32 protein-coding genes and 1 tRNA gene are annotated in these 21,786 nt (G+C 59.1%); 23 read left to right on the forward strand and 10 right to left on the reverse strand.

Annotated elements, in window-relative coordinates; genetic code table 11:
* Positions 1 to 393: 393 nt before the first annotated feature.
* The 7 genes from LB571_RS24970 (at position 394) to LB571_RS25000 (ending at position 3,826) form a co-directional block, all read left to right on the forward strand.
* A complete protein-coding gene (locus LB571_RS24970; RefSeq protein ID WP_140716656.1) occupies positions 394 to 1,668 on the forward strand; it encodes a tyrosine-type recombinase/integrase in 1,275 nt (424 codons plus the stop codon).
* 1 nt (position 1,669) lies between these two features.
* The gene (locus tag LB571_RS24975; protein WP_224598839.1) at positions 1,670 to 2,359 is read left to right on the forward strand and encodes a hypothetical protein; all 690 of its coding nucleotides are present in this window, start codon (positions 1,670 to 1,672) and stop codon (positions 2,357 to 2,359) included.
* A gap of 80 nt (positions 2,360 to 2,439) precedes the next feature.
* On the forward strand, positions 2,440 to 2,643 hold the full coding sequence (locus LB571_RS24980) for a helix-turn-helix transcriptional regulator (RefSeq protein WP_140663848.1): 204 nt from the start codon (positions 2,440 to 2,442) through the stop codon (positions 2,641 to 2,643).
* Positions 2,643 to 2,822, forward strand: coding sequence for a hypothetical protein (locus tag LB571_RS24985; RefSeq protein ID WP_140663846.1), 180 nt, complete (start codon positions 2,643 to 2,645; stop codon positions 2,820 to 2,822). The genes LB571_RS24980 and LB571_RS24985 overlap by 1 nt, the downstream gene beginning before the upstream one ends.
* Entirely contained in the window at positions 2,822 to 3,001 is a 180-nt protein-coding gene (locus LB571_RS24990; RefSeq protein WP_140716660.1) for a hypothetical protein, read from the forward strand. Before LB571_RS24985 ends, LB571_RS24990 begins: the two co-directional genes overlap by 1 nt.
* Positions 2,985 to 3,311 carry a hypothetical protein gene (locus tag LB571_RS24995; protein WP_140663841.1) on the forward strand — a complete coding sequence of 109 codons (327 nt, stop codon included), beginning with the start codon at positions 2,985 to 2,987 and terminating at the stop codon, positions 3,309 to 3,311. Before LB571_RS24990 ends, LB571_RS24995 begins: the two co-directional genes overlap by 17 nt.
* The gene (locus tag LB571_RS25000) at positions 3,308 to 3,826 is read left to right on the forward strand and encodes a hypothetical protein (RefSeq protein WP_140663838.1); all 519 of its coding nucleotides are present in this window, start codon (positions 3,308 to 3,310) and stop codon (positions 3,824 to 3,826) included. Before LB571_RS24995 ends, LB571_RS25000 begins: the two co-directional genes overlap by 4 nt.
* A gap of 208 nt (positions 3,827 to 4,034) precedes the next feature.
* Here the strand turns inward: LB571_RS25000 and LB571_RS25005 are convergent, their stop codons facing one another.
* Positions 4,035 to 4,214 (reverse strand): hypothetical protein, encoded by a 180-nt coding sequence (locus tag LB571_RS25005; RefSeq protein WP_140716662.1) that lies wholly within the window; start codon positions 4,212 to 4,214, stop codon positions 4,035 to 4,037.
* 547 nt (positions 4,215 to 4,761) lie between these two features.
* On the reverse strand, positions 4,762 to 4,971 hold the full coding sequence (locus LB571_RS25010; RefSeq protein WP_224598841.1) for a hypothetical protein: 210 nt from the start codon (positions 4,969 to 4,971) through the stop codon (positions 4,762 to 4,764).
* Between the two features lie 86 nt (positions 4,972 to 5,057).
* On the opposite strand from LB571_RS25010, the gene LB571_RS25015 reads away from it, so the two are divergent.
* The 7 genes from LB571_RS25015 (at position 5,058) to LB571_RS25045 (ending at position 10,721) form a co-directional block, all read left to right on the forward strand.
* A complete protein-coding gene (locus tag LB571_RS25015; RefSeq protein ID WP_140716666.1) occupies positions 5,058 to 5,372 on the forward strand; it encodes a hypothetical protein in 315 nt (104 codons plus the stop codon).
* Between the two features lie 101 nt (positions 5,373 to 5,473).
* Positions 5,474 to 6,400 (forward strand): hypothetical protein, encoded by a 927-nt coding sequence (locus LB571_RS25020; protein WP_140716668.1) that lies wholly within the window; start codon positions 5,474 to 5,476, stop codon positions 6,398 to 6,400.
* Between the two features lie 461 nt (positions 6,401 to 6,861).
* A complete protein-coding gene (locus LB571_RS25025; protein ID WP_224598843.1) occupies positions 6,862 to 7,404 on the forward strand; it encodes a hypothetical protein in 543 nt (180 codons plus the stop codon).
* Complete coding sequence (locus tag LB571_RS25030) at positions 7,401 to 7,796, forward strand: hypothetical protein (protein WP_140716672.1); 396 nt, start codon at positions 7,401 to 7,403, stop codon at positions 7,794 to 7,796. The genes LB571_RS25025 and LB571_RS25030 overlap by 4 nt, the downstream gene beginning before the upstream one ends.
* Positions 7,796 to 8,131, forward strand: coding sequence for a hypothetical protein (locus tag LB571_RS25035; protein WP_140716674.1), 336 nt, complete (start codon positions 7,796 to 7,798; stop codon positions 8,129 to 8,131). Before LB571_RS25030 ends, LB571_RS25035 begins: the two co-directional genes overlap by 1 nt.
* A gap of 89 nt (positions 8,132 to 8,220) precedes the next feature.
* On the forward strand, positions 8,221 to 10,407 hold the full coding sequence (locus LB571_RS25040; RefSeq protein WP_140716676.1) for a hypothetical protein: 2,187 nt from the start codon (positions 8,221 to 8,223) through the stop codon (positions 10,405 to 10,407).
* A gap of 2 nt (positions 10,408 to 10,409) precedes the next feature.
* Entirely contained in the window at positions 10,410 to 10,721 is a 312-nt protein-coding gene (locus LB571_RS25045) for a hypothetical protein (protein ID WP_140716678.1), read from the forward strand.
* 58 nt (positions 10,722 to 10,779) lie between these two features.
* Here the strand turns inward: LB571_RS25045 and LB571_RS25050 are convergent, their stop codons facing one another.
* Together LB571_RS25050 and LB571_RS25055 are read right to left on the reverse strand one after the other, a co-directional pair.
* Positions 10,780 to 11,445, reverse strand: coding sequence for an NYN domain-containing protein (locus LB571_RS25050; protein WP_181173025.1), 666 nt, complete (start codon positions 11,443 to 11,445; stop codon positions 10,780 to 10,782).
* 1,205 nt (positions 11,446 to 12,650) lie between these two features.
* Positions 12,651 to 13,310 (reverse strand): hypothetical protein, encoded by a 660-nt coding sequence (locus LB571_RS25055; RefSeq protein ID WP_140716682.1) that lies wholly within the window; start codon positions 13,308 to 13,310, stop codon positions 12,651 to 12,653.
* A gap of 123 nt (positions 13,311 to 13,433) precedes the next feature.
* Between LB571_RS25055 and LB571_RS25060 the strand changes: the two genes are divergently transcribed.
* From LB571_RS25060 to LB571_RS25070, 3 genes are all read left to right on the forward strand, one after another.
* Entirely contained in the window at positions 13,434 to 13,655 is a 222-nt protein-coding gene (locus LB571_RS25060; RefSeq protein ID WP_140716684.1) for a DUF768 domain-containing protein, read from the forward strand.
* A gap of 333 nt (positions 13,656 to 13,988) precedes the next feature.
* Positions 13,989 to 14,852, forward strand: a complete 864-nt coding sequence (locus LB571_RS25065) for an RNA ligase family protein (RefSeq protein ID WP_224598845.1) — start codon at positions 13,989 to 13,991, stop codon at positions 14,850 to 14,852.
* A gap of 107 nt (positions 14,853 to 14,959) precedes the next feature.
* Positions 14,960 to 15,679, forward strand: a complete 720-nt coding sequence (locus LB571_RS25070) for an SOS response-associated peptidase (RefSeq protein WP_224598857.1) — start codon at positions 14,960 to 14,962, stop codon at positions 15,677 to 15,679.
* On the opposite strand, the gene LB571_RS25075 is transcribed toward LB571_RS25070, so the two are convergent.
* Positions 15,676 to 15,870: a hypothetical protein gene (locus tag LB571_RS25075; protein ID WP_140716692.1), complete on the reverse strand. Its 195-nt coding sequence runs from the start codon at positions 15,868 to 15,870 to the stop codon at positions 15,676 to 15,678. The genes LB571_RS25070 and LB571_RS25075 overlap by 4 nt on opposite strands.
* A gap of 654 nt (positions 15,871 to 16,524) precedes the next feature.
* On the opposite strand from LB571_RS25075, the gene LB571_RS25080 reads away from it, so the two are divergent.
* The gene (locus LB571_RS25080; RefSeq protein WP_140716696.1) at positions 16,525 to 16,746 is read left to right on the forward strand and encodes a DUF768 domain-containing protein; all 222 of its coding nucleotides are present in this window, start codon (positions 16,525 to 16,527) and stop codon (positions 16,744 to 16,746) included.
* A gap of 316 nt (positions 16,747 to 17,062) precedes the next feature.
* Here LB571_RS25080 and LB571_RS25085 read toward each other — a convergent pair whose 3' ends face one another.
* Positions 17,063 to 17,659, reverse strand: a complete 597-nt coding sequence (locus LB571_RS25085) for a response regulator (RefSeq protein ID WP_224598859.1) — start codon at positions 17,657 to 17,659, stop codon at positions 17,063 to 17,065.
* Here LB571_RS25085 and LB571_RS25090 point away from each other — a divergent pair.
* A complete protein-coding gene (locus LB571_RS25090) occupies positions 17,646 to 17,900 on the forward strand; it encodes a hypothetical protein (RefSeq protein ID WP_140716698.1) in 255 nt (84 codons plus the stop codon). The genes LB571_RS25085 and LB571_RS25090 overlap by 14 nt on opposite strands.
* A 53-nt stretch (positions 17,901 to 17,953) precedes the next feature.
* A complete protein-coding gene (locus LB571_RS25095; RefSeq protein ID WP_140716700.1) occupies positions 17,954 to 18,220 on the forward strand; it encodes an HNH endonuclease in 267 nt (88 codons plus the stop codon).
* A gap of 523 nt (positions 18,221 to 18,743) precedes the next feature.
* Here the strand turns inward: LB571_RS25095 and LB571_RS25100 are convergent.
* Genes LB571_RS25100 through LB571_RS25110 form a run of 3 tightly spaced genes read right to left on the reverse strand, consistent with a single transcriptional unit; the run spans position 18,744 to position 19,561 of the window.
* On the reverse strand, positions 18,744 to 18,968 hold the full coding sequence (locus LB571_RS25100; protein WP_140716702.1) for a hypothetical protein: 225 nt from the start codon (positions 18,966 to 18,968) through the stop codon (positions 18,744 to 18,746).
* A complete protein-coding gene (locus LB571_RS25105; RefSeq protein WP_140716703.1) occupies positions 18,965 to 19,318 on the reverse strand; it encodes a hypothetical protein in 354 nt (117 codons plus the stop codon). The genes LB571_RS25100 and LB571_RS25105 overlap by 4 nt, the downstream gene beginning before the upstream one ends.
* A gap of 36 nt (positions 19,319 to 19,354) precedes the next feature.
* The gene (locus tag LB571_RS25110; RefSeq protein WP_411969740.1) at positions 19,355 to 19,561 is read right to left on the reverse strand and encodes a transcriptional regulator; all 207 of its coding nucleotides are present in this window, start codon (positions 19,559 to 19,561) and stop codon (positions 19,355 to 19,357) included.
* Between the two features lie 137 nt (positions 19,562 to 19,698).
* Between LB571_RS25110 and LB571_RS25115 the strand changes: the two genes are divergently transcribed.
* The 3 genes from LB571_RS25115 to LB571_RS25125 all read left to right on the forward strand — a co-directional run bounded on the left by LB571_RS25115 (position 19,699) and on the right by LB571_RS25125 (position 21,590).
* Positions 19,699 to 20,118: a hypothetical protein gene (locus LB571_RS25115; protein ID WP_140716708.1), complete on the forward strand. Its 420-nt coding sequence runs from the start codon at positions 19,699 to 19,701 to the stop codon at positions 20,116 to 20,118.
* A gap of 107 nt (positions 20,119 to 20,225) precedes the next feature.
* A complete protein-coding gene (locus LB571_RS25120; protein WP_140716710.1) occupies positions 20,226 to 20,534 on the forward strand; it encodes a hypothetical protein in 309 nt (102 codons plus the stop codon).
* A 741-nt stretch (positions 20,535 to 21,275) separates the two neighbouring features.
* The gene (locus LB571_RS25125; protein ID WP_224598863.1) at positions 21,276 to 21,590 is read left to right on the forward strand and encodes a hypothetical protein; all 315 of its coding nucleotides are present in this window, start codon (positions 21,276 to 21,278) and stop codon (positions 21,588 to 21,590) included.
* A gap of 100 nt (positions 21,591 to 21,690) precedes the next feature.
* On the opposite strand, the gene LB571_RS25130 is transcribed toward LB571_RS25125, so the two are convergent.
* Positions 21,691 to 21,765 (reverse strand) — tRNA-Glu (locus tag LB571_RS25130).
* Positions 21,766 to 21,786 lie beyond the last annotated feature (21 nt).

Below are 21,786 nucleotides of genomic sequence, written 5' to 3' on the forward strand. Positions count from 1 at the left end.
AGCGCTCCCTTACGGTCCATTTAACCACCGGCCCGTTTGCTCGACAAGGTCGAGAATCCGAGCGGTCACCGCAACAGGCTTGAGCATCGGCCGCAACGGACGCCGTGATCCTCAAATTGTCGATGCGGTGCCGCCCTGCCAAATCTGCCGGGCACTCGCTGTGTAGAATCGGGAAGGAGAGACCGAGGCCTGAAAAATCTGGTACGCCCAAGGGGAATCGAACCCCTGTTACCGCCGTGAAAGGGCTTCTAAGCCGTCCAGCGCTGTCCATTCATATTTCCTGAACCCGTTGTCCTGTAAGGCTTTGCATCCAGTTATGTTTGTGCTTGTCCAATACGGTCTACGCCTGTATATTGGACAAATAGTTGGACACGGGACGGGCGGGATACCTTCATGGCAAAGCGAGTTCGTGATGCGACACTGGACAGCAAGGATGCTCGGGCGAAGCTCAAGCCGCGCGGCAAACCATATTACAAGAGCATCGGCGCAGGGCTTCACCTTGGCTATCGGAAGGGCAAGGATGCGGGGCGTTGGGTCGTTCGCATGTATGTCGGCGATCAAAATTACCGCGTCGAAACAATAGCCGATGCCGACGACCAGTTGGACGCGAACGGCTCGACACTGCTGACCTTCTGGCAGGCGCAGGATAAGGCCAGGGAACTCCACAAGGCTATGTCTGGTGATACCGGCAAGGTTGCGGGCGCCTACTCCGTCCAAGTTGCCATTGAGGATTATCTGCTTTGGATGGAAGGCAATCGGAAATCCGCAAAGGATGCGCGTTACCGCGCCGAAGCGCTGATTTTGCCCGAACTTGGCAGCGTCGACGTCTCGAAGCTTACGGCCAACCAAATCCGGAAATGGCATCGCAAGGTTGCGACAACCGCGCCGAGGCTCCGCACCAAGGCGGGCAAAGAACAGCGGTTCAAAGATCTCGGGGAAGATGCGGACGCAACCCGCCAGCGCCGAGCAACAGCCAATCGCGTCCTGACCACTCTCAAAGCCGCCCTGAATTATGCATGGCGGGAAGGTAAGGCAACTTCAGATAGGGAATGGCGCCGCGTCGAACCGTTCGAAGATGTCGAGACGGCCCGCGTTCAATACCTCTCCATCGCCGAGGCGCAGCGCCTTGTGAACGCCAGCGGCGGCAAGTTCCGGGATCTTGTACAGACCGCATTACAGACCGGCGCCCGCTATAGTGAGCTTGCACGGCTGCGTGTGGAAGATTTCAACGCCGATGTCGGCACCCTAACCATTCGCGCCAGCAAATCCGGCAAGGCGCGCCATGTGGTGCTGACCGACGAAGGCGCAGAGCTTTTCAAGCAGCTCACTGCCGGCAAGAATCATGGCGACCTGGTGCTGACCACCGAAGCCGGCGGGGTATGGGAAAAGTCCCATCAGTTCCGGCCGATGAACGAGGCTTGCAAGAACGCCAAGATCGTTCCGGCGATCGGCTTCCACGGCTTGCGGCATACTTGGGCAAGCCTTTCCGTCATGAACGGAATGCCGCTTCTGGTGGTGGCGAAGAACCTGGGGCACACTGATACGAGGATGGTGGAAAAGCACTACGGTCATCTGGCGCCGTCCTATGTGGCCGATGCGGTGAGGGCAGGGGCGCCACGGTTCGGCACAGTGCAGATAACCAACGTCGTTTCGATGGGAGGGGCATGAAATGCCGTCCTTCTGGAAAACGCCGCGTGAGATTTTCCGAGCCACTTTCGAACGCGAGGCCATGGCCGAAGTGGACGGGAAATATGTGTCAGCGCACAAACTGCATGACAAATGGCACCAGGTGCTCTTGCAAGAGGCCCGTGTCTGGGAAGCTTCGGGGATGCAGCCTGAAGATCTGCCCGTCTATGAGGCGACCGTCGCGCCGACGAAGGAACTCATAGCAGCATCGAACGCCGAGACACTTCGATTGATGCTTGACCTTGCCGCGCGTGGCAAATGGTTTGCTGTCGGTCGCCGTGTTGCTGACAAGGACGAAGAAGCTATCCCCGCTCGATATTGGCCGTTCCTCGAACTGGACATGAAAAACGCCACAGCCAAAGGCGAGGGCATGCAGTTTCGTGCATTGCGGTGCGCCTTCATCGCCGACGTTCCGGCGGATGATCCGATCCGCACAGAAATTGAGCGCGCCAATTCCATGCAACCAGCATTGCCGACCAAATCGGCAACTGTTGCCCCGGCGGCGCGGCGGCGAGGGCCTGCACCGCAAAAGCTTCTCGGTGTGAAGGCGGCGATGGCCGATTTCGACCGGGCCATTCTCGACGCCATGACCGAGGAAGCCATGGTCGCGCAGTTTAAAGCTTCCCGCGATACTTGCCGCCGCGCTCGTCGGGAATTGTCGGAGTTTAAGTGAAACTATCTACCACCATCGACAATTAGCGACAGTGGAAACTGCCGTCCATCTTGGGCCTGTAACAACACAGGGAAACCCAAATGGACTACTCTTTCGAAGCTTACAGCATTCCCGAGTTTTGCGCCGCTCATCGGATCAGCCGCGCGACGTTTTACAATCTCGTCAATGATGGTCATGCACCGCGCACCATGAAGGTGGGCGCCCGCGTCCTGATCTCCAGGGAAGCGGCGGCGGATTGGCGCAAAGCCTGCGAACTTGGCGCGGCCAAGGCGGAGGCCGCATAATGCAGTTCGATCTCAATCCCGACCAGCAAGTCCAGCACGCAGCCGAATGGCTCGCCGGTGGCGGCAAGACCGGCGCGGCAACCGTTCCTGAGTTGCGCAGCCGCTTCGGCATCACGGCACCCCAGGCAATCGAGGCCATTCGCCTCGCCAACGCCCTTCGTTTGGCGAGGGCGCATTGATGACCTTCAGCGATGACATGATCGAAAAGGCCTCTTGGTTCATCGCCTATGCTGGCGAAGGCCGGACCCATTGGACCACGCGGGAGATGCTGGCGCAGCGCTTCAAACTGACACCGGACGAAGCGTTGACGTTGTTCAAGATCGTGAAGGGAGGCATCAGCAATGCAGACGCCTCTTGAAAACGAGGCCGCCGCCCCGATTGCAGTCGGGAACGGCGGCAAAGGAAGGTTGACGCGTAAGTCTAACGCCGACCGCATTACGCCGCAAGAGAGGTGGAAGCGCGCCAACCCGAAAAAAGTCTGGGCTCAACAGTCCTTGCGGAGTGCCTTGAAGCGGGGGCTGGTCATTCAGGAGCCGTGCAGGGTCTGCGGCAATCTCGATGCCGAAGCACATCATCCGGACTATGACCGGCCGATGGATGTGGATTGGCTTTGCCGGCGTGACCATCAGGCAGAGCATCGGCGCCTTCGGTGCGAGGCAGCCGAATGAGCGCCCGCAGCTTCACCAAGGTAGCGCCGGCCGTCTGGCGCTCCCGGCGGTTTATCAGCTTGCCGGACGAGGCGAAGGTGGGATTTCTCTATCTCCTCACCAATGCCCATGTGACGAGTGCCGGGGTCTACGACCTCCCGCCTGGGTACGCTTGCGCGGATCTCGGCTGGACTGATGCGGCGTATGAGAGCGCACTTCGCGAGCTGGTCGAGGTTGAGTTGATCGACCGCGACCGCGACGTGATCCTCATAGAACGCTGGTTCAAGCATAACCCGCCGACCAACGATGACCACGCCATAGGCACACGGCGCCGCCTCCAGGCAATCGAGAGCGACCGGTTGCGAGAGAAGGCCGTCGCGGGCTTCGATGAGGTCAACGCGGCTCGTATCGAACGGGAAGCACAGAAGGCAGCGGACAAGGCCGCAAAGGCCGCTGGAATGTCCAGATCGGTGGCTGAGACCATCGGAACCACTTCGCGTCTGATGGGCACTCGATTGATGCGGGGTGGCCAATGAGACCCTGTAGACACCCTGTAGTGACCCTGTGCACACCCTCTGTAGGGGTAATTTTACACCCTGTGCCAGGGTGTGCACACACCAAGACCAAGACCGAGACCTTAGACCGAGACCTGAGACCGGCTCAAATCGCAAAGGCCCAACCCGCCATCAGCGCCGCAAGAGGGCTTTGGAGAAAGAGGGAGCCAGGATCGAACGTCGGCTCGCGTCAGGAAACTCGCTGGCCTAATTGGAAGAACTGTATCAACGCCGAAATAAGATCTTCCGCCGTTTCGGAATCGAGCTGCAACTCGATCACCTCGTCGTCGTCGCCAACAAGTTCCACGCTGCCAACAAGCGGGTCTTTCGAGACGACTGTCAGATCGTTTCCTTGGTATTCGGCAGCCACGTTCGTCCTCCCTCAAAAGCTTGTCTGCGACGGCGCCCCGAAGAGCCTACATGTTGCTGGCTGCGTGATGCTGAGGCGGAGCCGGTCTGTTCCTGGCGGGCCGGGGTTTGATGTGAACCGGCCTATTGGCGAGTGTTTTCACCATCGGCGAGTTTACGTGCTGCTTAGCAGCTACGCGCTCGCGTTTCACCAGCTTGGCGACAAAGCTCCGCACCTCGAACATAAAGGGCTCCTCCCAGACGCCCTCCCGCACTGTGAAGCTACGCTTCTTCAGGACGTTCGCAAAGGAATTTCCCGACCGCCGGCTCGGCCCCCGAGTTGGTCAGCTGCCAAATGCCAGCCAGCGGCGAATGCGCCGCCGTCCGAAGCCTCCAGAGCCGCTTGCCTCAGCCATCCTGGCAACCGCTTTCTCGACCAGCCGAGCCGATGCATCCGTGTGTGCGGCTTGCTCCGCCAACTGTCGGCGAAGCGCCGATATCCTTTTTGCCCGATCTGTGTCGGGCATTGTCGGAGTGTGAAATTCGGAATTGTAGATCATAGCACCACCTCAGCCCATGTTGCCGGTCTTGATCTTCGTCAGGTGCTCTCTGGCTTCACAGACACGTCTGTGCGCGCCTCGTATCGTGTCACAGAGGGTAAGGTCGATGCCCACGCCGTAGCGCTTGTCCTGCATCCGCTCGACACGTTTGAGCTCGGATTCAGCTTGGCTCACGCTCAGCCTGGCCTTGGCAAGCTCCAGATCGAAAAGTTCAAGCATTGTTTCGCGTCCGTTGGAATCCCTTCCATTAGGAAACCCTCATATTCTGCTTTGGTTCCTCGTTCCCTGCTTGCGATGGGGAGCGTATGACAGCGCCCGATCCGCAACTGGAAGCCTACGTCGCAGCCGCAGAAGCCGCGCTGGCGGACCTACGTCGCTACGTCAGGAGCGAGCCAATCCCCATCGTACAAGAACGGCCGGCACCCTTTCCGGAGCCCGATCGCCGCCCCGAACTGATCGGCAGGGACTGGATTGAATCCGGAGAAGCGGCGAGCCGATTCAACATCTCGAAATCGAAAGTCCGAAGGTTGTGTCGGGATGACGACCGGCTGTCGTGGAAGGTGGTTGGTCGCTGGTACGTATCTGTGCCTGGGATGAGGGTGACACTGGGCTTCGAGTAGCGTGTACGTTTTGGACGTTTTGAACGTTTCCGCCTGTTGGGGATGGACGTTTCGAAGCTCACTCTCTGTGGCATCGAAACCCAACAAAAGGCGAGTGCGCCGTGATCCAAAACATCCTTAAGACCATCCGTGGCCAGGCAAAGAGCGTTGCCGATCTGGAGCGCGCACTTGGTCAGATCGACATCCCCGGGCTCGAAGCTGATGCCGATAAGCTGGAGGGAGATCGGCGCATCGCACTGCTGGATGGCACCGACAAGGATGTCGAACTGGTCGAGCGCAAGATCGAGGTCGCCAACCGTGAGGTCGAGCGCGCCTATGCCGCCAAGGCCGAACTGGAGCGCAGGATTGAGCAGGCCCGCAATTCGGAGGCAGACCAGGACAAGGTTGCTCGATACCAAGCCGCCAAAGCCCAGGCTGATGCAGCGGCCAAAGCGCTGGCGAAGGAATATCCCGAGATTGGCCGCAAGTTCGTAACGCTGATCAAGACGGTGATCGAGGCGCGAACCGCAATCGAACAGGCAAACCAGAATCTCCCCGATGGTGTGTCGCCGCTGCTCGATCCAGAGTTCGCCGTCCGTGGCAGGCATGGCGAGCCGGAGCGAACCCTCAAAACTGAGGAGGTCGCACTCTGGTGCTATGCCAACTCATCGGGCATCCAGGTCCTCCCTCCGGAGAAGCAGCTAGAATTGGACGCTCGCTTCAAAGGCTCGGATCAAGGGACGGTAAGTAGCGATAGCAGCGGAGGCCACACCAGCGTTGTAAGGCGTCGACTCACCAAGCGCTCCTATCTACCCGCATCCCAGACCGAGAGGCCCGACAGCATCCTCACCATCAAGATGCCGGGGCTGAAGATAGGCGACGTGCCATTCTGGCAAGCACTGCCTTATTCGGATCTGGGTTCAGTGCGAGCCAATCTGGACAAGATCGCATCAATGCGCCCCGCACCAGCGGTGAACGATAGCGAGATCCGCATCGAGTATCACGAGACCACAAGCGCCGACCCTGCCATGGCAGAAGCGGCCGAGTAAGCACCGATGGGCATGTCCTTTGGGTATCACACCATCAGGCCGGACGGTGAAAGCTGCCCGGTCCTACCAATCGCTTGCGCGTTTCTCGTCATGACGCGTGAGCACAGCAGGCAGGACGGCGTTTGGTTCCGCTGCCCTGCCTGCACCTCAGATTGCCATTGCGTTCCTGTCAGTCCGCAACGGCATAGGGCCGAGAGCTTCACAGCGGTTGATCTCGGCCCGCTCAATTCGGGTTGCCACTGTGCCGGCGAAGATCGGCAGACTGGCGGCAAGGGTCGGATGATTGCGGGTGCATCGTCCGGCCCGCTCCCACAACTCCAAGGTACTTCCCAGCTCATAAACCGTATGCGGGGCGGCGTAGCACATCGCACGTCTAGGGACAGGATTTCAAACTTCACTTCCGTTTCCGTTTCGAGGCCGAGCCCATGAATTTGGCGACGTTGACGGTTTCGGCGCGGCAATTGGGCGATGTCCTCGACCTTACGGACAGGCGCGTTCGTCAGCTTGCCGAGGAAGGTGTGTTCGACCGCGTCGAGCGCGGGCAATACCCTTTGGCCGCTTCAGTGCAGGCCTACATCGCCACCATGGAGGCGGACGAGTCGGACGAACTTCGACGCGAGCGTATCGGCTTGATGAAAGCCCAACGGCGCCGGCTTGAGCTGGATAACGAATTCAAGGAATCGACTGTCGACGAGATCGACTGGCAGGAGTCCGTCATCGGCGTCCTGGCGGCATACTGGCACCTAAGGGCGATCTTGGTTTCGACCTGGCTGCACGACGCCATGAGCCAGCACGGGTTGCAGAAGGATGCAAAAATCATCGCCGGCAATGTCCACAATTGGATGATTGCCAGCCGGCACGAAATCGAGACCGACCTAAGGAAGGCCGCGCAGGAAGCGCGCCGCCAGAAGATCACAATCAAGACGTTCGACGAACTCGCCCGGTTGCTGGCCAAGATCGGCGCGGCAAGCATCGCGGGCGTAGCAAAAGAGGAAGACACATGATCCCCAACACCTTCGCTGCCCACTGGCGCCGCGCAATCGAAAGCGGCGATGCATCCGGCTTCAAAGACCGTGAAGACCTCGTCGGCTTTTTCACCGCAACGGGCGCCAATACCGGCGCTTATGACACGTTCATGAAACTGACGGACGACGAAAAGGACCACGTGGTCGAAATGCGCAGCCGCTATTCCGGCGAATCTCTTGAGGCTGCAACTCGCGCTCACGCCAAGCGGAGCGAGGCGGCACAGGCCATCATTGCCAAGAACAGGGCCAATCTTGGCGGTGGCGATCCCGCTGTTGCTGCGGCTGCCGCCAAGGTTCCCGAAAAGTCGAAGGTGAGCGCTTGGGACCGCGCCATCGCTGCCACCAATGAAAAACTGGCGAGGGGCGTCTGATGGCTGCTTTAACTGAACGCCAGCCGACTGGCGCATTCTTGCTTTACGACGCGAGCAAAATGGGCATTACGCGTGGAAGCGCCGTCGCTGGCGGCAGTTTCGCAGTCGGCGAAGTTCTGAAGATGACGGCGAACCAACTCGTCTCCTACGACGGAACCGGCACCGTCGTCGGTATCGCTTTGTATGCGGCCCGAGCGGGCGACTTTGTCACCTACATCGCCGGTTTCGCTGAGATAAACGGCAATCTCGTGACGTCGACCGAACAGACGGATGGCACGGTTCTTTCCGGTGCTATCGCTGGTCTCGCCGCCAAATACATCATCATCCGCCGCTAGAAATAAAGGGCGCAACACTAATGGCAAAAACCATCACCCAGCGCATCGCGCTCGACGGCGGCAACGATATCAAGGCGCAACTTCTGGCATTGGGCGCGGCCGGCGAGAAAGCTTTCAAGCAACTTAAGGCGGCGGTCGACAAGGCGAATTTCGACAAGTTCACAGCGAGCCTTTCGAAGGCGCGAACTGACCTCGCAACCGTCGGCAAGAACCTGGCCCTGCTGGGTACTGGACTCGCGGCGGCGGCCGGCGGCGCTGGTGCGGCAGTGCTGGGGCTCGCCAAGTCCGGATCCGAAGCGGCCGACGCTGCCGGTAAAGCGGCACAGAAAACCGGCTTGCAGATCGATGCTTATGGAAAGCTCGAATTTGCGGCCAGCCAAGCCGATGTCGGTAACGAGCAATTCGTCTCTGGCATGTCGAAGTTGAACAAGGCGATTGCGGAAGCGGCGGCGCTGGGCACCAAGGCGGCAACCGCTATCAATCAGACTGGCGTGGAGGTGATCCGCTTCGGCGCCAAGGCCAAGGATGCTGCGACTTCGGCAAAGCCGGTTGCCGACATCTTCACGCGGCTGGGCGTCAACATCAGAGACGCGAACGGCAAGCTGAAGACCAACGAACAGATTTTGCTCGACGTCGCTGACGCCTTCGCCAAGCTGCCAGACGGCGCGCTGAAATCGGCTCTGGCAATCGAGTTGTTCGGCAAGGCTGGCGCGGAATTGCTGCCGTTTCTCAATGCCGGCAAGAAAGGTCTGATCGATCTCGGCAAGGAAGCCAAAGCCCTGGGAATAGTCTTCAGTCCCGAACAGGTCGCGGTCGCGGAAGATTTCAACGATACGCTGGCATCGCTCGGCAAGTCGATCAAGGGCACGCGCATTCAACTCGGGCTGCTGTTCGCGCCGCTGTTCACCACGCTTGCAGCGGGGCTGCGCGACGAGATCAACAAAAATCGAGACGCCATCGTCGGTTTCGGGCAGCGGGTGGCCAGCCTCACCGCTGGCGTGCTCGGGGATCTTCTACACCTCCTGAGCGGCAACTCGCAAAACATCAAAAGCCCTTGGATCCGCGAGTGGTCGGCAGCAATCATCCAGTTCGGCAATGATGTCGCGGGCGTTTTCAATGGCCTGGTGTTGCCTGCCTTCAAGTTGCTTCGTGAGGGCGCACAATTCGTCGCCGATCAAATCAACCGAGTTTTCGGCACCGACATAACAGCCGGTGAGCTTGCGCTTGGCGCTGCCGTGCTATCGGCCGTCGGCGCCTTCGCCGCGCTCGGGTCGACCATCGCGGCTGTTGTGGCGGGCATCGGGTTCCTGGCCGGTCTTGTCGGCGGAATTCCGTTGGCCATTGCTGCGGCTGCGGTCGGGGCTGGCATCGCCATAGGCGTGTTCTGGGCCGATATTCAGGCCGGCGCCGCCGCTGCGTGGCAGTTCATCACCGAAGGCGCTAGCGCGGCCTGGGAGGCGATCGTACAGGGCGCGTCTGACTTGTGGGCGCAGATCGTCAATGCCTTCCAGGGGGGCCAGCAACAGGCCGTGGATGCCTTCAACGGCATTGTCGAATCTATCGTCTCAGCCTGGAACGGCCTTGTCGATCGCCTGGGATCGATCGCGCAACAGATCGTTGACACCATCGCCAACTGGTTTGGCACCTTGCCGCAACGGATCACTGCAGTCTTCAACAGCCTGGTTAGCATCGCCAGCAGCGTGCTCAGTCGCGTCTCGTCGCTGGTCGACAGCATCGTCTCGAAGATCCAGGCGGCGATCAGCGCTGCGAAACAGCTTGTCGGCCTTGGCGGTTCGTCCGGATCTGGTGGCGATTCCTCGTCCGGATTTGCATCTGGCGGCTTCGCCAGCGGCCCGGGCGGCCCGAAGGGCGACAAGATCCCGGCATGGCTGTCGGATGGCGAGGCGATCACTCAGACACCGGCTGTGAATTACTATGGGCGCGGCTTCTTCGCTGCACTCAACGACATGCGCATTCCACGAGAAAACCTGATGAACGCTCTTCGCGGCTTGCGCGGCTTCAGCCTCGGCGGCTTTGCTGACAGCTTCAATCGCTCGATGGCAATGCCGAGCTTTGCTGGCGGCGGTTTCGCGGACGTGAAGCTCGCGCCTGCCTCCGGCTTCTCCGGCAAGACCGTGAACGTAAGGCTTCAATACGGCACGAGCCCGCAGGATGTCATAGACCTGATCGGGCAGTTTGATCCTGTGCAGCGGCTTCAGCAGTTCGCCCTCAGTGAAGCGACGGCCAGCGCCGGCCGCAGGCCAGGTAGGAGATGAAAATGTCTGACAAGGAAACGCCAGAGAGATGGTGGGCGCCGCCGGCCGAGCACGTCGCGCGCGTCGAGCAGAACCGCCAGGACTTCATGAAGCAGTTCGGCGACTTCGAAGCGGCGGCATGTGATGGCTTCTGGCTGGGCAGCTCGCCAGATGGCCAATACCTTGCGCTCCAGTTCGATCGGCCGGACGGAACCATTGAGCGGATCGCGATCCATTGGCAGAACGTCGATTCGTTCTTCACCGAGCTTGCCGGAGCGATCGAATACGTGGGGACGCGACAACTCGCCAACGTCAAGCCGGGCGGGTCCGCATGAAGCCGGCGCTCGCCCTCATTGCCTCTTGCGCCATCGTGTTGGCGCTGGCGTGGCCGTTCTAACGGTTGCGCTTCGGTCTTTTGTCCGGCGGCATCCACCAATCAGGCGGATCATATTCCTTTGGGCGTCTAATGAACCCGCCACCGAGACTCGGGACAAGTTGGGGGAGCAAAGAGCGTTCAATCTGGTCTTTGCTGATCGTAAATGTCAGATCGGCGTAAGCATTTGCCTTGTCTGGCGGGGAACGATTGGGTGGTGCCACCACTACCAGTCTCTTTTCCTTGAACCGTTCCTTAAACACCCGCGCAGTGGCCGCTTGATCGGAATCGGCGCTTACTAGGAATGCCCAATCATAAATGTCATCAATCCCGTCCATAATCAAAGAAAGCGCTACGTTGATGTCGGATTGCTTCTCAGAGTGCCGGCCAAGTTCTTCGTTAAAGATGTAGTGCCCTTCGATAACCTGGACGCCGCTCGCGATTTGAGCATTGTTAAACGTTCTGTGGCGTCCGATTGTGTCGGCTCTGTGCATCTGCATAGCTGTGCAAAGCACCACCTTTTGAAGAGCCAGATCGTGGGGAGCACATAGCAGTTCAGACAGTCGCCAGAGGTTACACCATTTGAGAAACGGCTCGCTCATTTCACGAATAGGATGATACAAATTGAAGCCGTCGATGTATGCGGCCGCCCGGTTTGCAACCTTCCCCCCTTGATTTTCCCCCACGGTTCCCTTACCTTTTTGGCAACAACGTCCCGCTGTTTTCAGCGGAACAGCCCCAGCGCGAGGCCTCGGCCGGTGTCTGGGGTTTCTTTTTATCTCGCGATTCGTGAACTTGGCAAACGCCCGCTGACCTGCCCAGTCTTTAAGTCGGCTTATCGACTAGCGGCCTTTTGCGCTTCGGCGGCACTCGCGTAGATTCCCGATCGGAACATTAGCGTCATCTAACGGTTCTACCTATGCGATGTGTTCCCCGGACCCTATGATCGGCAAAGAGCGATGGCAGTGGTGTTGGCTTTTGATTTCGTCCATTTTCTCGGGTTGACCGGGGACGAACTGCTAGTCGACGTCCTATCGGTCGCAGCGTGCTTGCTGCTTTTTGATACTGTGGCGCCCCGCCGCCCATATCGATAGGAAGCGGCGTCGCGGTCGCGTCCGGGCAGGATCGCAGCCCAGGTGATCGTCATCTCGAAGTCGGCCGGCTAACCGATCCAGACAAAGCAGCCCGCTGGGCTACGCCCGGCAGCTTTTTAGTGTTCTGGTCGGGAACAGCTCGACCAGTCGCAAGTTTCGGCGAAGGCGGCGGCGCGTCCGGGTCTTTCGCGACGCTGGCCGGCCCGCGCTCTACAGTGGGGTGGGGTGCGGGCCTCAATGGAACATAAGTCAGAGACAAAGGTTCGGGAGCCAGCCGCCCACTCCGGCGGCTCTCCACTTCTGTCAGCTGCCCGCTGGCTCCGGCCGGCGGGCATTTTGTGCGCATGTGGGAACTTGGTATTTCTCGGCAAGTTCGAAACGTGGCAGCTCCCCGCTGCTGGTCAGGATGTCCCCCTGACCGGGCCCGCTTTCCCCGCCCGTACTGCCAGGAGGCGGGCCCACGGGGTGGCGGGCGTTCTGCATCTCGTTTATCATCGTCCTTCATGGGGATACTTCGACCACGGCAGAAGCCAAAAAAAGCTTACCCGAACAGCGACCGCTTCTCCGAAGACGGCCAGCATCTTTACAGCGCGTATGCGCCAGCAGCAGCCCGCAAAGCGGCGCGTCGCAGGTATGCCAGGACTGGATCGGCGGGTCTCATCGCTGCAGCAATTGTGCTGGCGGCCATTTGGTGGTTCGTCTAGCTGGTCAGCTTTCTCCACTTGGGGACGATGATCGCCTCGGACTGTCAATTAGCGGAACCTCAACGTTCACTGTTGAGCTTTATCGCTCCATCTTTAAAAATCATTGGCGCGGATATTCATCGATGCGCGGAGCGTCGTTCGATATGGCGCTTCCGCATAGACAATAAGTTCAACTTCGAACTCGACAGGAACGATCTCCGGCGCGTCGTTGTGGAAAGTGATGTAGACCGTGACGTCGGCAAAGGGTGGCGGTCCGTTGCGATCCTCCCACCCAGGAATGCGCACGATGCCCTTGAGTGTTCCCATCCTTGTGTCCCGCTCTACCGGCGTTCCGGAAATCGAAACCTTCGACATCGCCATCCCAGCTGCAAATTGGTTTTCGTCCATGCGCACGGCTAAAACGTCAGACGGAAACCGATTCCAATTTACTACGTGAAGAACCGCATCCTCGAGGCTGTTGATGACGTGAGCGGCGCTTAGGGTTGCGGGCGCGTAGCCCAGGGCAAATTCCGTCTGTCTACGCTGCTCCCGTAACTGACCCAACAACGGCCGGACTGCGATCGCCGCCGCGATGGCGGCCATCCATCCGCTCGCTGCGCCGATCCATTCTCTGGCGCATATCGCGCCACCTTCTCCGTCACGGCAAATGGTCGAATAGTCTGGCCAGATCCTTGAAAGCAGCAGGGCGGCCACGGCGACGGCGGCAAAGCCCGCTGGGACACGCCAGCCTAAATCGTCGTTCCTCTGCGTCATGTGAAAGGCATAGCACGAGCGGCTGCTTGAAAGCTTCGTCGAAAATCTAAAATCCGCGCAGGCCGCCCTTCGGTGGCTGGAAGGATAAGCGGAACCTAATATCTCCCGGCGGCTTATGCCCCGATGAGCACTCGCGGCGCCAATTTCCTCGACCGGTGGATGGCAGAGCATCTGCCAAATGCGATCACGGATGATCCGATCGCGGCGAGCGACCTCGCCGACGAGGCAATGCGGGCGGCCGAGCGCGAGGGCATCGACCCGGCGGAGATCACCGACGAAGTCGGCAGCGTCTTCGAAGTCATTCTGGAGGCGATGCAGCACCGCGATGGCAGCTTGGCCGACTGACTCGCGCCCATCATGGATTTCCGTCCTCGCTGGATTTCCGCTTTGGAAATGCGATCACCTTCGCCTCAGGCTCTGGCTCCAGCGGCTCATGACCGGGCCGCTCATGCCAGAAGACTTGCCGCAGATCGCGTTGGTCGACCCGCTGACCGCAGTGCGGGCACTTGTAGAAGTGCAGATGCTCTTCAATGTGCCTCCCTCCATGCAATTTGCCGGGAATCGGGGGGCCAAGGTCAGATAGCTTCGTCATGCGGGTGGCAACATCCGGCCACGCCAAACGTTCCGGAACTATTTTAGCTAAAGCTTATTGAATCGACGGTGGTCGTGAGTGAGTTGATGCGTCTGAAGTTTGTTAAGCCAATGGAGCCCGAACTGGTCGATACCCCGCCACAAGGCGATGAGTGGATCCATGAGATAAAATTCGATGGGTACAGGACCCAGGTCATCAAGGATGACGACGGGATTCGGCTGATCACCAAAAACGGCTATGACTGGACCGGCCGCTATATCCAGCTTGCCGGCGAAGCAGCAGCGATCGAAGCGAAAGACTTCATCATCGACGGCGAGGCGATCACCATCAACGAAGCCGGCCTGTCTGACTTCCATGCAATGCAGTCAGCCGTCACCAGCCGAACGCCATCTCGCGACCTCTATCTGGTGGCGTTCGACCTCCTGCACCTCAATGGTCACGATTTGCGCGACATGCCGGTGGAAGACCGCCGCGACATTCTCCAGGCATTGATCCCGACCGGCGGCCGCATCCAGTTCAGCGAAGCAATGCCGGGGACCGGCGATGCCGTTTATCACCTTGTCGACCAAGCCGGCCTGGAGGGCATGGTTTCAAAGCGCAAGGACAGTACATACCGCAGCGGGCCGACGATGAACTGGCGCAAGATCAAGTGCTATGCCGAAAAGGAAATGGACATCATTGGCGTGCAGCGTGAGGCGGGGAAACCCGCGATGGTGCTCATGGCCGACAAAGGCCGCTATGCCGGTGGCGCCTTCGTCACTTTCAAGGCTCACAAACGGCAAGCGTTATGGGATCGCGTGCAGGGGAAGGTCGGCGGACCTGTTCCAAAGGGGCTTAAGAGCGACAAGGCAGAATGGCTGAAGCCGGGTCTGGTCGGCCGCGTGCGGTTCCTGAAGGGCGAGGAGAAGCTACGTCACGCCAAGCTGCTCGATTTCCGGGATAAGCAATAGCCAACGCTTGCCTGCCGTCAGGAAGGCGGAGGCTGTCGGCGAGGGCGGCGCGATCGAGTAGCCGTCCCGAAGTAGACTCTTGCCTTTCGGGTCCCTATCTCTGGTGCATGTGCGGACGAGTTTTCGTGAAAACCACAATCCCTGACATGGTTCGTCGGTTCGAATTCGCCCATCCTGGCGAGGTCGAACGGCTGGGCAACAGCTTTCCTCTCTGGAACGGCGCGCCAAGCCTGACCTATCCGATCATCATCCGAGAAGAGCTGTCGACCAGCATGGCCGGCTTTGTTTCGGCTCGCTGGGGTTTGGTCCCCGGTTGGGCTCGGGAAGGTGGCGGCCGCCCGCCACCTGTCAACGCCCGCTGCGAGACGATCGCCAGTAATGGCTTGTTCCGCAAGGCTTACAATGCGCGCCGCTGCCTGGTGCCCGTCGACGGCTATTTCGAATGGCAGAAGCTGGACGCGTCGGGCAAGAAAAAGCAGCCCTACGCCATCGCGATGAAGTCTGATGAGCCCTTCGCCATGGCGGGCATCTGGGAAGAGTATGCCGACAAGGTCACCGGCGAACTGGTGCGGACCTTTGCCATTGCCACCTGCGAGCCGAATTCGCTTATGGCGACCATCCACGACCGCATGCCGGTGATCCTGGCGCCGGCCAACTACATGCGCTGGCTTGGGCCGGAGCAAGACCCTCGCGATCTGATGAAGCCTTTCCCGTCCGATCTGATGAAGATGTGGCCGATCGACAGCAAGGTCGGTTCGCCGCGCAACAACACGCCCGATATCATCGACGAGATCGGTCGCGGGCCTACTGATCTGTTTGAGGTCTAGGTTCTGCCGTTCGTGAGGTGCGTCTCGATCTTGCTGAGCGCCTTCCGAATGACGTCGACCGCCTGCAAATTGAGTGCGAAATCGAAATTACCTTCGGCCGTCTCGAAAATCAGGACGCCGACCTTCGTTTCGTCGTCCCGCAGCATGCCGATGCCAATTCCGGTGGGCATATACGGTGGTCTATCTGCCATGGGTTTCCTCCTTCAGAGATAGCGTTCGCCGTCGCCTCGGTGCTCGAAACAGAACCAATGCGGCTCGTGGCGAGGCCGAGCAAAGCCGAACCCTCCGTGCTTCGCGCAACCCGTGTGCTCGCACATGTGCCATAAAACTCTGGCGCGCTCGCGCGGCGCTGGTGTTATGCCGTCGGGAAGCCTGATCGGTTCGTCGCTCATCGCCGAAAGATTCCACAAGACGGCTTGACGGGCAAGGAATTTGTTCCTTTTTTGTTCTGATGGCCCACGAACCCATCGACACGCTAGGCAAGGCGACCCGGCACATATTAATGCGCTTCACCGATCGCAGTCGGAGAGACGACGATGAAAGATATTCCTGGGATCGGCAAGGTGTTGCTAATATACAGCACCCCGACTGCTTCTCAATCGGTCTCGCGCGGAACGGCTTCCATCGGGCCACCCGTTAGCGTCAAAATGACAGCGAACAATGCGAGACGGCGAAGATGGACAAGCGGCAAAATACGAGAACCATCGAGATGTGCTGTCTTATAGCCGTGCCAGTGTCACTGCTCCTCACTGTGATATTCGCTGGAATGGTCATTGGCTGAACTGGTACGGCCTCTCGGACTGTCAATTAGCGGAACCTAACGTCACTGTGAGCTTTATCGCTGCATGAGTACGCGCGGCACGAACTTCCTCGACCAGTGGATCCGGTCCAACGTTCCGACGACAGTCGGTGCGGACGTCATCTCAGTCGCCGAGCTGACACAAAAGCTTTTCGCCGATGCCAAAACGCTCGGCATCAGCAGCACTGAGATCGAGGAAGACACCGGCAGCGTCTATGAGACGGTCCTTGATGCGATCGTCCACCACAATGCCGGGTTGGCCGACTGACTGGCCCGCTCACATCGGCAGGTCAGTTGGAATTCGGATTGGATCGGCGACATCGAAGCCGACCGCTCGCGGTTCGCATCAGCAGCAGGCGACATGCGCTCAGTGTCGGCTATCCCACCTTGGGTGCATGTCAGCCCTTCGCTCACGGGCTGTCCCGGAAACAGCCTGAGGAACTCTGGACGTAAGCCGTCACCTCGTGTCGCCGCAATCTTACGGAACTCCCAGAGTCCAAACATTGGCGAATTCTCCCTTAAAATCTGTGCGGGAGTCTGACGTCGGCGTTACTACACGCCACCCGTTCCTTGCCTTGCTCATGTCACACCGGGGCCTTGAGTAACGTCGTCAGCGCTGTGACCACCTGAGCCATGAAAAAGGGTTTGTGGATCATGATGCTATTCGACACTCCCCCACGTGAAGCAGCGGGGTCGGCGGTGACGTAGACGACTGCAATCTTGGGATTTCCCAGCCGAGCGTATCGGGCAACTTCCCAGCCCCGCTGTTTTCCTGGCCCGAGATGAATATCCGTGACGAGAGCGCCGATTTGCGATGGTTGGCCGTCGAAAACCATCATTGCAATTTCGGCATTGCTGGCGAGGAGCACTTCGAAGCCCGCTGAGGCGAGTGCGAATTCAAGGTCAAGCAATATGACCGGCTCGTCTTCGGCAACCAGGACTTTGCAGCCATGCATCGTGGACCGTCCGTTGAGCGTTGGCGCGCGAATCCTTTCCAACAATGAACGGACGGGTATGTTCCAGCCACCGATGGCAAATGATCGCGAAGGTGTTGCCAGCACCGCGATGGCAGCTTGGCCGATTGACGATAGGGCTTGCCAACCATGTCGAGAAAAGGAATATAATCCTCTCTGTTGCGGCGACCCTTCAACGAAACGGAGATCGCCAATGGCCAGGTCCAAACCATCAAAACAGCTTTCCCAAGCTGAAATCGAGCGCTTTCTCGTCGCGGCGGAAGCGCTGCACAAGAGCATCATAGAGCCGTTTATATCACCACACTGTGAGCATTACCGCGCCACGCGAACCCTGCATGAGGCGCTGTTGAAGTCAGTGCGGGAAGTGACGGGGAAGGAAGTCGAGTTCATCCAGTGGAACACCACCGGACCGGTGCGGCCGGCGCCTTCTTCGTCAAGGAGTTGCTAATGTAGGAACTTGACCTCTGGTCGCGACCATGGTCTCTTTTCGGTGGGGGCAGCATGCCGACACTGAGAGATCCACAATACCGCGCGTTTGCACGCCGTGAGCTTTATAGACGGCAGGGCGGGAGGTGTGTTTACTGCAACCGCGAGTTCACCAAGAGCGGCCCAACCCGAATGACCATCGAGCACCGGAAGGCCAAGATGAAGGGTGGCAAGGATGACCTTAAGAACCTCGCCGCCGCCTGCTGGCACTGCAACCATCACCGTGGTGAGCAGATGAACGAGACCAAGCAGCGCAAAGAGGCAATGGCAAAGGCGATCTAAAAGCCGAAGTCGGGGCCGTTACCCGGCTACAGCGTGACCTATGGCGATTCCTAGGCCGATTGCGAAGCCCAGCACCAAGTTCGCTGCCATCTTCAGGGCAAACGCGCTGTAGCGGCTCCCCTGGCTGTTCTGAGGGGCTTTCAGGGCGCTGGCGATATCATCAAAAGCATGGTCCATGCCTAGAATCTAGATCGGAACCGGGCAAATGTGAATCCCCGGTTTGTTCTCAGCGCCCGCCTGAGCCGTCAGCTTTTTAACAACTGCAGTAACGGTTGATTCAACCATTGCTGGTATTTATCCCAGAGTGTGGTGGCGGCTCCGACAGTGCATGGGGATGCTGGGTTGCCGAAGCCGCCTGCGCAGTCCGGGTTGGGATCTGACCGCGCTGTCTCAGAATAGGACAGCGCGGTCAACGATCCGTTAATTGCGATTCCCCGGCAGAGCGGGCATTAGCCGTGGAGCATCAACGCATCGTGGTGATTTGCTGGCGCCTGTGTTGGCGTGTTCGAAACACGAAGGATGCTCACCTAAGACGCTGGATGATCGCGCTTCCAACTTCGTCGTAAGACCCCGACACCAGCCGAACCCGACCGCGCTTGTCGAGTTCTTTCAAAACGTCGGACCACACCATGACGGCGAGTGAAGCGAAGTTTTCGACCTTCGCCACGCATTCCATCATCATGTCGTCGAAGCCTTCCAAGGCCTCTAATGTCATCGCATCTGCATGGATTGCGCGAAAAGGCGTCATCCCACCGTCCTCTCGATCGTGACTTTCTTCCCGCGTGAAAGAGCGACAAGCAGTCCGAGAATGATGTCGCCGAACACCCACAGCCAAAGCAGCATGCCAACCGCAAGTGTCCCGCCGATCGCAGTGCCAGCCTGTCCGGCTGCATCTGTTGTGGCTTGGTAGTGCTCGCTGGAAAGCTTGATGGCGTAGAATATCCAGAGCCCCATCAGCGCGTTGAAGGCCAGGAACATCCACCAGAAAATCATTCCGAAGAAACCGCGCTTACGTTTCTCGATGCGCTCTATATGCGGCATAGTGTAATCCCCCCTGTTTATTTCCCCGGCCAACAATTGCGCAAACAAGGCGCGCACGCAAGCAGGCTCCCCGAAGGGAGCGGCTTGTCGATTTCAGCCGTTGCCGACGATACCGCCGGATGCCTGGGGATTGCGCAGTCTCACGCCAGCGCCGCCACCGTTCTCCGGGATGAACTGGACGCCGGCTGCTTCCAGCGCAGTGCGGATGGCATCAACTGTTCTTTCCTTCAGTTCCTCGCCAGCTTCGAATCGGGAAATCGTAGCCTGCGCCACCTTCGCGATGGCGGCCAAATCCCTCACACCCAGACCTAGCGCAACCCGCGCCATCTTGCATTGAATTGGCAGCATTATAACCCTGTTATCATTTCAGATTGACGTTATCACGGCGTCACGTTAAAAGAACAGTGTAGTCTTTTTATAACACAGGAGCAATCCACATGCCGAAACTGACGTTTCCGGCGGCCGGCGAAGCTATGCCCGCTGCTGAGGAAATGCACATCATCACCGGAAGGTTTTCCCGCCGGCTCATCCTGGCCGGGCTTGCCTCTCTGCCGGCCATAGCTGGCGCTACAGCGGCGTTACCGGCACCGCTGGCCCTTCTGATCACACCGCCGACACTGCCGACCAGGGAAAGCGCTCATGCCAAACTTGGGCGCCTCGAAGCCCTGTTAGACACGCTGCCGCCAGAAATCGCCGCCGCCTATCGTGCGCAACTGTACGGGTGGATTGACCATATTGCATGGATGCATGAGAGCGGCGCGCCTCGCGCTGAAATTCACGCCTACATTCGCAGCATGAGGTACAACGATGAAGTCTTCGATCGATTCAAGGCGGCATTGTCGGGGACGACGCTATGAATGCGCCTGTCAGCCTTCTCAAGCCATACGGGATGCCTGCCGGGGTAGATCCCCGGACATGGCGGCAAGCCGTCGAGAAGCAGCTTAACGACCTCCTAGACCGCGCCATGAGCCTCATTACGGCGCTCGACCTGATGGAAGCCGACTGCGACCTGGAGGACGGCGCGGATGCCGAACCGTGGCTTGGCTGGTGTACGCTCGGCCCGCAGACCGTCAGTAGTGGCTTCCATGAGGGCAGGGGCAGCCCTTACGACGATCGCGAACTGGACAACAGCGACGACGAGGACGACGGCACGATGGAGCCGACACTAGGCGCGCCGAACCGCCACCACAATCAAGAGCATTGGGCGGCTGGAGCCCGTGGCGACCATGAGCGGGAGGTTTGCGTCGACCGCGAGCAGCCCGACCACTATTAACCAGAAGCAGGTTGATTGATTTGGCCCGGCGGCTTCGGCTTCCGGGCCTCAAGGCTCCGAGGACACCTCGTACCCGCATTCGCGGCACTTGAACAAATGGTTTTTTTCGCCGCTCACTTGATTGCTCAAAGGCTCCTTTTTTGCCCGCAATATCCAGCAGCGCGGGCATTGCGGGGATTCCTCAATGAGGGGGTGAAATCTATGAATGCGAGCAGCCGCAGAGGCAGCGTAGTCCAAGGCAGATTTAAGCTTTGCCCCCGTTTCATCGTGAAGCGCGAGCTTGCGCCGTAATGCTCCGGCCCGCCTTTCCTCGGCGAAAGCCAACTCGCCGGCCTCGTGCGTGAGCGTCTCCCTAAAATCGACCATCAACCCCTAGAGCCCGAAAGAGAACACCTGGGGACTGCTCACAATCGCCGCGCAAACGATAGCGGTTTTCATTGGAAGCCCTCTTTGTTAGCAAAAGCTAATAAGAAGTTAACGCTACGTAAGATCATCGTCAATTGTAGAATCGGCCCGCGAAGCCCCGTCATGGGTCCTACACACGAACGATTTCTGAGGAGACGTGGCCCCAGCCTAATTGCAGGGCGGCTTCTGCGACGCGTCTTATATTAGCAAGAAACGATATGTTAACGGCTGTGACGCACCCTTCCACATCACGGGACGGGAAAACCACCTCCCTCATCGACGTTACAACGCGCGCTCTGGACGCCGGAAAACGCTCGACCAATGCGGAGCAAACGCATGAGTGTCGTCGGAACAGCTCTCGAACAATTGCTGCGGTTGATTTATCGCCGAGCCCTTAAAATAGCGGCGTTTCCGGAGGATGAAAGGGATTCACACTACGATCTCATCCGTCTGTCATGTTGCGCGGCCGCCGAGCACATTGGGCAAAGCCCTGACGAGGCAGCCGTAACGGCCAACGACATGGTTCAGTTTGTTCGCGCACTGGTCGGAATCATTGAGCTGGGCGGCGGATCAGTCCAAGAGCGAAGCGGCGATCGGCCTATGCCGACGCGGCATTTTGGTAGCCGAGAGAACAGCACTAGGCGCATCTAGCATCTTCGTATGGACCTGCCGGCAAACGCGCGATTCTGGATGAATATTGGCCAAATCTTGGACAAGAGCCGAAAGAAAACAGCTAAGTGCTTGAAAAACCTGGTACGCCCAAGGGGAATCGAACCCCTGTTACCGCCGTGAAAGGGCGGTGTCCTAACCGCTAGACGATGGGCGCGCTCAGACGAAGCGGCTTATA

Origin of the sequence: Mesorhizobium sp. BR1-1-4, assembly GCF_020165375.1 — a bacterium.
Lineage (GTDB): Bacteria > Pseudomonadota > Alphaproteobacteria > Rhizobiales > Rhizobiaceae > Mesorhizobium > Mesorhizobium australicum.

Coding starts and splice junctions, on each gene's coding strand:
- LB571_RS25060 (WP_140716684.1), top strand. CDS start 13,434: ATGAGCACTCGCGGCGCCAATTTCCTCGACCGGTGGATGGCAGAGCAT.
- LB571_RS25095 (WP_140716700.1), top strand. CDS start 17,954: ATGCCGACACTGAGAGATCCACAATACCGCGCGTTTGCACGCCGTGAG.
- LB571_RS25125 (WP_224598863.1), top strand. CDS start 21,276: ATGAGTGTCGTCGGAACAGCTCTCGAACAATTGCTGCGGTTGATTTAT.
- LB571_RS25100 (WP_140716702.1), bottom strand. CDS start 18,968: ATGACGCCTTTTCGCGCAATCCATGCAGATGCGATGACATTAGAGGCC.
- LB571_RS25075 (WP_140716692.1), bottom strand. CDS start 15,870: ATGGCAGATAGACCACCGTATATGCCCACCGGAATTGGCATCGGCATG.
- LB571_RS25120 (WP_140716710.1), top strand. CDS start 20,226: ATGAGCCTCATTACGGCGCTCGACCTGATGGAAGCCGACTGCGACCTG.
- LB571_RS24995 (WP_140663841.1), top strand. CDS start 2,985: ATGCAGACGCCTCTTGAAAACGAGGCCGCCGCCCCGATTGCAGTCGGG.
- LB571_RS24970 (WP_140716656.1), top strand. CDS start 394: ATGGCAAAGCGAGTTCGTGATGCGACACTGGACAGCAAGGATGCTCGG.
- LB571_RS25080 (WP_140716696.1), top strand. CDS start 16,525: ATGAGTACGCGCGGCACGAACTTCCTCGACCAGTGGATCCGGTCCAAC.
- LB571_RS25065 (WP_224598845.1), top strand. CDS start 13,989: ATGCGTCTGAAGTTTGTTAAGCCAATGGAGCCCGAACTGGTCGATACC.
- LB571_RS24980 (WP_140663848.1), top strand. CDS start 2,440: ATGGACTACTCTTTCGAAGCTTACAGCATTCCCGAGTTTTGCGCCGCT.
- LB571_RS25035 (WP_140716674.1), top strand. CDS start 7,796: ATGGCTGCTTTAACTGAACGCCAGCCGACTGGCGCATTCTTGCTTTAC.
- LB571_RS25055 (WP_140716682.1), bottom strand. CDS start 13,310: ATGACGCAGAGGAACGACGATTTAGGCTGGCGTGTCCCAGCGGGCTTT.
- LB571_RS25030 (WP_140716672.1), top strand. CDS start 7,401: ATGATCCCCAACACCTTCGCTGCCCACTGGCGCCGCGCAATCGAAAGC.
- LB571_RS25010 (WP_224598841.1), bottom strand. CDS start 4,971: ATGCTTGAACTTTTCGATCTGGAGCTTGCCAAGGCCAGGCTGAGCGTG.
- LB571_RS25090 (WP_140716698.1), top strand. CDS start 17,646: ATGGCCAGGTCCAAACCATCAAAACAGCTTTCCCAAGCTGAAATCGAG.
- LB571_RS25015 (WP_140716666.1), top strand. CDS start 5,058: ATGACAGCGCCCGATCCGCAACTGGAAGCCTACGTCGCAGCCGCAGAA.
- LB571_RS25115 (WP_140716708.1), top strand. CDS start 19,699: ATGCCGAAACTGACGTTTCCGGCGGCCGGCGAAGCTATGCCCGCTGCT.
- LB571_RS24990 (WP_140716660.1), top strand. CDS start 2,822: ATGACCTTCAGCGATGACATGATCGAAAAGGCCTCTTGGTTCATCGCC.
- LB571_RS25045 (WP_140716678.1), top strand. CDS start 10,410: ATGTCTGACAAGGAAACGCCAGAGAGATGGTGGGCGCCGCCGGCCGAG.
- LB571_RS25070 (WP_224598857.1), top strand. CDS start 14,960: ATGTGCGGACGAGTTTTCGTGAAAACCACAATCCCTGACATGGTTCGT.
- LB571_RS24975 (WP_224598839.1), top strand. CDS start 1,670: ATGCCGTCCTTCTGGAAAACGCCGCGTGAGATTTTCCGAGCCACTTTC.
- LB571_RS24985 (WP_140663846.1), top strand. CDS start 2,643: ATGCAGTTCGATCTCAATCCCGACCAGCAAGTCCAGCACGCAGCCGAA.
- LB571_RS25000 (WP_140663838.1), top strand. CDS start 3,308: ATGAGCGCCCGCAGCTTCACCAAGGTAGCGCCGGCCGTCTGGCGCTCC.